This window comes from Mesorhizobium sp. M1A.F.Ca.IN.022.07.1.1 (genome assembly GCF_003997575.1).
Classification (GTDB): Bacteria; Pseudomonadota; Alphaproteobacteria; order Rhizobiales; family Rhizobiaceae; genus Mesorhizobium.
The window spans coordinates 1-8,463 of sequence record NZ_RZST01000274.1 but is presented as its reverse complement, the minus strand read 5'-3'; the positions used below and the strand labels follow the sequence as shown (position 1 = coordinate 8,463).

Sequence of the window (8,463 nt, the reverse complement as noted above, 5' to 3'; positions counted from 1 at the left end):
GTATCGATATAGATGCCGGACTTGGCGCGGCGCTCGACGATGCGCATCGCTTCGAGGATGGCAAGCGCCTCGCGGATCTGGCCGCGGCTGACGGCGAAATGCTCCGCCAGCTCGCGCTCCGACGGCGTGCGGCCCGACTCCTTGTCCGAGTTGGAGAACAGATAGGCGGCGAGTTCCGCAAGAAGGTTCTTTTCTTTCATCGTCAAATGCGTAGCGCGTGCGCCTCCAGGAATCGCTCCGAAACGGTGAAACCCAATCCGGGCTTTTCAGGGATCGCTATCATACCGTCCTTTGCTTCGACAGTCTCCTCGACGAGATCGTGGATCATCGGATTGGCGCCCAGCGAATACTCGACGATGAAGGTCGCGGGGGAAGCCGCGCAGACATGCAGTCCGGCGAAGAAGCAGGGCGCGCCGGCCCACAGATGCGGCGCGAAGCGCAGGTTGAAGGCGCTGGCGATGGTGCCGATCTTCATCGCCTCGCTGATGCCGCCGCAGAAGGCGGGATCAGGCTGGAAGATGTCGGCCGATTTCAGCACGGCCAGATCGCGAAAGGCATAGCGGGTCGCCTCGCTCTCGCCGGTGGCGATCGGGGTCGAACCGGACGCGCGCACCTCGGCCATACCGTGCTTGTCGTCGGCGATCACCGGCTCCTCGAACCAAGCCAGATCGAGATCGGCGGTGAGGCTGATGAAGCGCTTGGCCTCGGCGACAGTGTAGGTGCCGTGCGCGTCCACCATCAGTTCGACGTCAGGACCGATCGCTTCCCTGGCGGCGCGGACGCGCGCGGCCGAGATATGCGGGGCGCCGTCCATGGCGCCGATGCGCATCTTCAGCGCCTTGAAACCGCCTTTGGCGATATAGGATTTGAGCTGGTCGCCGATGGTATCGGCTGGCGCCCAGCCGCCCGAGGCATAGGCCTGCATGCGCTCGACCTTGCGGCCGCCGAGCAGCCGCCAGACCGGCTGCCCCAGCGACTTGCCGAGGATGTCCCAAAGCGCGATGTCGACCGCGCTGATCGCCGCCACGCTCATGCCGCGCCGCGCCAGCTGGGGCATGGCATGGCCGGCATGGGCCGCCGTGTGGTGTCGCACGCCGTTGTAGAGCATCTCCCAGAGGATGCCGATATCGGCCGGATCACGGCCGATGAGCTGCGGCGCAATTTCGTGGTTCAGCATGTGGACCAGCGCGCCATAGCTGCCGGCGCTGCCGGCGGCGTTCTTGCCCTCGCCCCAGCCGACCAGGCCGTCGTCGGTCTCGACGCGCAGGATGGCGGCGTCGAACGTCGTCACCTGACCGAAGTCGCTGCGATGCTGCTTTGCGACTTCGATCGGTATACGAACCCACCAGGCCTGGACGCTTTTTATACGCATCTTGATCCCCGGCCCGCCGCCCGGCCAGGACGGTAGGGCTAAGCTCCAAATCGGACCGTCTACTTGATCAGCGGCAGCAGCGTTTCGGCGGTGATGCGCATCTGATCGGTGTAGAACTTCTCGGTGAGCACGCTGGAGCCGTGATCCTGGATGAATTTGAGCTGCTCGGGCGAGATGTCGACCGGGTTGCGCTCCACCATCTCCGGATAGGGGGCGGCCGGCGTGCGGTCGACCGGCGCGACGAACTCGTTGGTCAGCGCGCCGTCATAGCCGATCTCCTTCAGCGTGCCGACGATCTTCGGCCAGTCGATCTGGCCGAGACCCGCGGCGAAGCGGTTGTTGTCGGCGACATGGAAGTCGTAGAGGCGCTTGCCGACCTGGCGGATGGCGTCATAGACGTTAAATTCCTCCATATGGATGTGGTAGGCGTCGAGGCAGACGCCGCATTCCGGGCTCACCGCATCCGCGAGCGCGAGCGCCTGGGCACCACGATTGAAGAGGTAGGTCTCGAAGCGGTTGAGCGGCTCGACGGCGATCTTGACGCCGACCTTCTTGGCATGCGCGAAGCATTCGCGCGTGGCGTCCACCACCCAGCCCCACTCTTCCGCCTCGGTGCCGTCGGGCACCACCTTGCCGACGGTGGCGGGAACCAGCGTGATGATCTCGCCGTCAAGCTCGCTCACCATGGTCAGCACGTCTTTGACATATTGTACCGATCGCTCGCGCTGGCCCTGGTTCTTGGCGGCAAGGTTGCGTTCGCCCAGCATCAGCGTCACCGAACCCCAGCAACGTATGCCGTGCTCCTTCAGGAGCGCGCGCGTTTCCTTGGTTTTGTACTGCTCGGGCTCACCGGAAATCTCGATCGACTCGTAGCCGAACTTCTTGATGCGCTTCAGCGTCACCTCCAGCGGCTCCGCCCGCATCCAGTTGTGCGTCGAAAGATGCATGGTCTGTCCTTCCCAGAATTCGCCTGTCACGTTTTTCGCGACGTTCTCCACCGAGCCCGTCGCATGATCTCCTCCCCACGGCGTTCCAGTGTTTTTCTCGAAACTGGTTCGACCAATTGGGCCTGACAGAACCTCTACAGCAAATTCACAGTAACGGCAAGGAGACCACTTATTGGGCTCAACTCATCAGTCAATGCTTTGATTTGAATAGATTAAGATACCTTTCGGCAATCCTGTGGATCGCATTCCAGCTGTTTCTGGCCGCTTGACCAAACAGCCGTATTTGGTAATACCAGAATGCCGCTGCTTGTCGGCGCCGAGACGAACGGTCGAAGAGGCTAGCCCTCGCTTCAATCGGCGCTATGCTTGGTCCATGAAAACGAGAGAGGGAGGATGCCGATGCCGACGACGATGAAGGGTCCCGGCCTGTTTCTGGCGCAGTTCGCGGGCGACGCCGCGCCGTTCAATTCGCTGGCTTCGATCACCAAATGGGCGGCCGGGCTCGGCTACAAGGGCGTACAGATCCCGACCTGGGACGGACGCCTGTTCGATCTGAAAAAGGCGGCGTCATCGAAAACCTATTGCGACGAGGTCAAGGGCATCTGCACTGAAGCCGGCGTCGAGATTACCGAACTGTCGACGCACCTGCAGGGGCAATTGGTGGCGGTGCATCCGGCTTACGACGCGCAGTTCGACGGGTTTGCGCCACCCGAGGTGCACAACAATCCGAAGGCCCGGCAGAAATGGGCGGTCGAGCAGATGGAATTCGGCGCCAAAGCATCGAAGAATCTCGGCCTCAAGGCGTCGGTAAGCTTCAGCGGCGCGCTCGCCTTCCCGTACCTCTATCCGTGGCCACAGCGGCCGCCTGGGCTGATCGAGGAGGCGTTTGCCGAGCTTGGCAAGCGCTGGAAGCCGATCCTCGACGTCTATGATGAGAACGGCGTCGATATCGGCTACGAGATCCATCCAGGCGAGGACGTGTTCGACGGCGCGACCTTCGAGATGTTTCTCGACGCGGTCGGCGGCCACAAGCGCTGCAACATCAATTACGACCCGTCGCACTTCCTGTTGCAGCAGCTCGACTATCTCGAGTTCATCGACATCTACCACGAGCGGATCAAGGCCTTCCACGTCAAGGATGCCGAGTTCAACCCGACGGGGCGGCAAGGCGTCTATTCGGGCTATCAGGGCTGGGTGAACCGTGCCGGGCGTTTCCGTTCACTCGGCGACGGGCAGGTCGATTTCAGCGGCATCTTCTCCAAGCTCACCCAGTACAACTACGGTTCCTGGGCGGTGCTGGAATGGGAATGCTGCCTCAAGCATCCCGAGGACGGCGCGGCCGAAGGCGCACCCTTCATCCAGCATCATATCATCCGGGTCACCGAAAGGGCCTTTGATGATTTCGCCGGCGGCACCAGCGACAAGAAGCTGCTGCGCGCGATGATGGGGATTTAGCACCTTTATCCTCCCCTCGAGGGGAGAGTGGCCCAAAGGGCCGGGCTGGGTCGGTTTATGCCGAGATCCACGCCCGGCGACCCCACCCGATCCGCTGTGCGGATCGACCTCCCCTCAAGGGGGAGCTAACCAACATGAGGGAGAACGAAAGCATGGTCGGCGCATCGAAATCGGAAACGGGAGGCGGCCCGATCCGCTACGGCATGGTCGGCGGCGGGCAGGGCGCTTTCATCGGCGCGGTGCACCGGATTGCGGCGCGCATGGACAACGACTTCGTGCTGGTGGCCGGCGCGCTGTCGTCGGACCCGGCGCGCGCGAAGGCCTCGGCCGAAGAACTCGGGCTCGATCCGTCACGCAGCTACGGCTCCTATGCCGAGATGGCCAAGGCCGAAGCCAAACGCCCGGACGGCATCGAGGCAGTGGCGATCGTCACGCCCAACAATGTGCATGTGCCGGCGGCCAAAGCCTTCCTGGAGGCGGGTATCCACGTCATCTGCGACAAGCCGCTCGCGACCTCGCTCGCCGAGGCGAAGAAGCTTGCCGCACTGGTCGAGAAGGCTGGAAAGGTGTTCGTGCTCACCCACAACTACACAGCCTATCCGATGGTGCGGCAGGCGCGCGAGATGGTGGCCAAGGGCATGCTCGGCGACATCCGCATCGTGCAGTCGGAATATCCGCAGGACTGGCTGACCGAAGACCTAGCCGCGACCGGTCAGAAGCAGGCCTCATGGCGCTCCGACCCCAAGCAGGCCGGCGCCGGCGGCGCGCTCGGCGACATTGGCACGCACGCCTACAACCTCGCCCGCTTCGTCTCGGGGCTCGAGCTGGATTCCCTTTCGGCCGACCTCGACGCCTTCGTGCCGGGACGCCAGCTCGACGACAACGTCAATGTGCTGTTGCGCTTCAAGCCGGTCGGCAACAAGCATCCGGCCAAGGGCATGATCTGGGCGAGCCAGGTGGCGCCCGGCCACGAGAACGGGCTGAAGCTGCGCATCTACGGCTCGAAGGGCGGGCTCGAATGGGTCCAGGCCGACCCGAACTATCTTTGGTACACGCCCTTCGGCCAGCCGAAGCAGTTGCTGACCCGGGCGGGCGCCGGCGCGATGCCGGTAGCGGCGCGCGTCAGCCGCGTGCCCTCCGGCCATCCGGAGGGCTATCTCGAAGGCTTCGCCAATATCTACCAGGAAGCGGCCCGCGCCATCCGCGCGGCGCGCAAAAAGGGCGGCAAGCTTGCCAAGGATGTCGCCTTCCCGACGATCGCGGACGGCGTCGAAGGCATGGCCTTCATCGAGGCGTGCGTGAAGTCTTCGAGGAAGAACGGGGCGTGGACGAGGCTATAAAGGCGGGCTCGGCGACGGCACGGGCCGGATGAGGGGGATTGTGACCCGCTAGCGCAAGTGGTTGGCCGCAGAGGAGGGGTGTCGATGAAAATCGGCATGTGCATGTTCTTGTGGACGACGAGCGTCTCGAAAAAGCACGAGGCGCTGCTGAAGGACATCAAGGCAACCGGCTTCGACGGCGTCGAGATACCGGTCTTCGCGGGCGAACCGGATGACTACAAGAAGCTCGGCGAGATGCTCGATCGCATCGGACTGGAGCGCACCGCGGTCTCCGCGATGGGAGATCCGGCGATGAACCTGATCTCTGCGGATGCCGCGACGCGCAAGGCCGGCATCGATTACATGAAATGGGCGATCGACTGCAGCGCGGCGCTCGGCGCGGACAGGCTGAGCGGGCCGCTGCATTCCACGCTGGGCGCCTTTTCCGGCAGCGGGCCGACAGCGGCCGAGAAGAAGCGCTCGGTCGCCTCGCAGCGGGCCATTGGCGATCATGCCGGCAAGAGGGGCGTCACCATCGGGCTTGAGGCGCTGAACCGCTTCGAGTGCTATCTGGTCAACACGATGGACGACCTGTCCGAGCATGTCGACGTGATCGACCGGCCGCACATCAAGGCGATGTACGACACCTTTCACGCCAATATCGAGGAGGCCGATCCGATCGGCGCCTATACGCGCAATCGCCGGAACGTCGTCCACATCCACATCTCGGAAAACGACCGCGGCGTGCCGGGGCGCGGCAACATCCCCTGGAAGGAGACTTTCGCGGCGATCCGCAAGAGCGGCTATGACGATTGGCTTACGATCGAGTCGTTCGGCCGGTCACTGAAGGATCTGGCGGCAGCGACCAAGGTGTGGCGGGATTTCGCAGAGAGCCCGGAGGCAGTTTATCGCGAAGGGTATCGGCATATCAGAGATGGGTGGAAGGCTGCCGCTTAAACGCCCTCTCCATTCGTCATCCACGGGCGGAGCGGGAGCGAAGCGGACGCCGAGACCCGAGGACCCATTCCGTGACGTCGACGCTCCGCCACGATGCAATTCTGCACCGGCTGCATTCTACGGCTTAGGGAACGGCATTACTGTGTTCATGCGAAGGCTGTTTTGTCTCGAATGATGGCATTGAGGACGACCAGGAGCTTCCTTGCAACGGCGATGATGGCCAGTTCTTGGACCCTGAGCGGGCTGCGAGGTTTGTGCGGCATCGAGACGATCGGTCTTGGCGCGCCGTCTTGTCGACTTCGCATAGTGGTGGGTGTGTGCCGGGTTGTGCGGCGAGAACGGCACGCCGGACTTGGCCAGCGCATGGCGCAACAACCGCTCATGGACGCCAGTCGCCTCCGACTAGCCTTCGACGTCGTCATCAAGGGCGACAACCCCTGAGGTCGTCATCGACGGGCGGGTCGGGCCTCCCTATCCGACCTCGATAACCGCTTTGATCAACCCGGATTTTTCGTGCGCCCAGCGCGCTAGATCGCGCGGCGTATCGGCAAGGGTGGTGCGGTGGGTGACGAGTTTCTCCAGCGGCACGGCGCCGTTGCGGATCGAGGCGGCGACATGGTCGAAGTCTGCTCTGAGCGCATTGCGGCTGCCGACCAGCGTCATCTCGCGCTTGTGAAACTCGGGATCGGAGAAGGTGATGTCGTCCTTGACGACGCTGACCAAAACCAGCGCTCCGCCATGCGCGACATGGGTGAAGGCGGACTGCACCGACTGCGTGTTGCCGGTGGCGTCGAACACAAGGTCGAAGCCTTCGCCGCCGGACGCCTGCCGCACCAGATCGGCTGCCTGCGCTTTCGAGCCGTCGAGCGCGGCAAAGCCGAGCTCGCTTTCGGCGAAAGCGAGCCGTTCGGTGCTCATGTCGAGCAGGCTGACATCGAGGCCGGCGATGCGGGCGAACAGTGCCGTGCCAAGGCCGATCGGACCGGCGCCGATGACCAGCGTGCGCTGGCCGGGCGCACTAAGCGAGCGCCGCACGGCGTGTGCGCCGATGGCCAGGAATTCGACGGCGGCGGCATCACCCAGCGATAGGCCATTTGCCGGATAAAGATTTTGCGCCGGCACCAGGATCTCGTCGCACATGGCGCCGTCGCGATGGACGCCGAGCACCTCGATCCTCACGCAGCAGTTCGGCTTGCCGTGCCGGCAGGCAACGCATTGGCCGCAGGCGAGATAGGGGTTGATGATCACCGGCTCGCCGATGGCAAGCTCGACGCCTTCACCTCGCTCGACGACTGTGCCCGAGACCTCGTGGCCCATGATGCGCGGATAGGCGAGGAACGGGTGCTTGCCTTCGAAGATGTGATAGTCGGTGCCGCAGATGCCGACATGGCTGACTGCGATCCGCGCCCAGCCGGGCGGCGGCGCGCCAGGTTCGGCGCGGTCTTCGAGAACAAGGTCGCCAGGCGAGCGGCAGACGACGGCTTTCATGCGCTGATCCAGTATTAGAAGGGGGCGTCGGCCCCGCTCGACCGGGGCCGGCGCGTCATTTCAGGAACGATTATTTGCCGCGACGGCGCAGGCCGTCGAAGTAGACGATGACGATGATCAGCAGGCCGGTGATGACGCGCTGCCAGAAGGTGTTGACGTTGAGCAGGTTGGCGCCGTTGTTGATCGTCGAAAGAATGAAGGAGCCGATCAGCGGCCCGTGCACCGAGCCGATGGCGCCGAACAGCGAGGTGCCGCCGATCACCGACGAGGCGATAGCCTGCAGCTCATAAGTGTCGCCCTGGGTCGGGTTGCCGATGCCGATGCGCGAGGCAAGCAGCACACCCACGAAAGCCGCGAGCAGGCCGGACAGGATATAGGCCATGAAGATGGTGCGCGGCACGTTCACGCCGGAAAGGCGCGCGGCCTCCGCATTGGAGCCGACCGAGAACAAATAGCGGCCCCAGCGTGTGTGGTGCAGGAACACATAGGACGGTATGGCGACCAGGATCACCATCCAGAACAGGTAAGGGATACCGAGCAGCGAGCCGCGCGAGAAGGCCTGGAACGGGTCGCTGTTGATCGAGATCGAATTGCCGTTGGTCATCAAGAGGCCGATGCCGCGCAGCGACGTCATCGTGGCCAGGGTGATGATGAAGGGCGGCAGGCCCATCTTGACGATGCCGAAGCCGTGGAACAGGCCAATGGCGATGCCGGCGAGCAAGGTAATGAGCACAGCCGCCCAGATCGGCCAGCCGGCATTGATCAGAAGCGCTACAATGACGGTGGTGAAGCCGACCACGGCACCGACCGAGAGATCGATGCCGCCGGTGATGATGACGAAGGTCTGGCCGACCGCGAGGATGGCGATCAGCGAACCCTGACGCAAAAGATTGGTGATGTTGAGCGTCGTGGCGAAGGAGGGTGT

Annotated in this window: 8 protein-coding genes; 3 read left to right on the top strand and 5 right to left on the bottom strand. The window is 63.6% G+C overall.

Annotation, left to right across the window (positions count from 1 at the left end; genetic code table 11):
* From EOA75_RS24495 to EOA75_RS24485, 3 genes are all read right to left on the bottom strand, one after another.
* Window positions 1-200 (bottom strand): GntR family transcriptional regulator (locus EOA75_RS24495; RefSeq protein WP_164747535.1); only part of this gene is annotated, 200 nt, incomplete at its 3' end.
* Window positions 201-202: 2 nt separating this feature from the next.
* A complete protein-coding gene (locus EOA75_RS24490; protein WP_127325363.1) occupies window positions 203-1,372 on the bottom strand; it encodes a mandelate racemase/muconate lactonizing enzyme family protein in 1,170 nt (389 codons plus the stop codon).
* A 59-nt stretch (window positions 1,373-1,431) separates the two neighbouring features.
* Window positions 1,432-2,319 (bottom strand): sugar phosphate isomerase/epimerase, encoded by an 888-nt coding sequence (locus EOA75_RS24485; RefSeq protein WP_066989944.1) that lies wholly within the window; start codon window positions 2,317-2,319, stop codon window positions 1,432-1,434.
* A gap of 399 nt (window positions 2,320-2,718) precedes the next feature.
* Here EOA75_RS24485 and EOA75_RS24480 point away from each other — a divergent pair, with 399 nt between their 5' ends.
* From EOA75_RS24480 to EOA75_RS24470, 3 genes are all read left to right on the top strand, one after another.
* A complete protein-coding gene (locus EOA75_RS24480) occupies window positions 2,719-3,774 on the top strand; it encodes a sugar phosphate isomerase/epimerase (protein WP_127215387.1) in 1,056 nt (351 codons plus the stop codon).
* A 152-nt stretch (window positions 3,775-3,926) separates the two neighbouring features.
* Window positions 3,927-5,114, top strand: coding sequence for a Gfo/Idh/MocA family oxidoreductase (locus tag EOA75_RS24475; RefSeq protein WP_127215391.1), 1,188 nt, complete (start codon window positions 3,927-3,929; stop codon window positions 5,112-5,114).
* An 84-nt stretch (window positions 5,115-5,198) separates the two neighbouring features.
* Window positions 5,199-6,050 carry a sugar phosphate isomerase/epimerase gene (locus EOA75_RS24470; protein ID WP_127215388.1) on the top strand — a complete coding sequence of 284 codons (852 nt, stop codon included), beginning with the start codon at window positions 5,199-5,201 and terminating at the stop codon, window positions 6,048-6,050.
* 471 nt (window positions 6,051-6,521) lie between these two features.
* On the opposite strand, the gene EOA75_RS24460 is transcribed toward EOA75_RS24470, so the two are convergent.
* Window positions 6,522-7,538: a zinc-binding alcohol dehydrogenase family protein gene (locus EOA75_RS24460; RefSeq protein ID WP_127325362.1), complete on the bottom strand. Its 1,017-nt coding sequence runs from the start codon at window positions 7,536-7,538 to the stop codon at window positions 6,522-6,524.
* A gap of 70 nt (window positions 7,539-7,608) precedes the next feature.
* On the bottom strand, window positions 7,609-8,463 hold an 855-nt coding region (locus tag EOA75_RS24455; protein ID WP_164747533.1), incomplete at its 5' end, for an ABC transporter permease.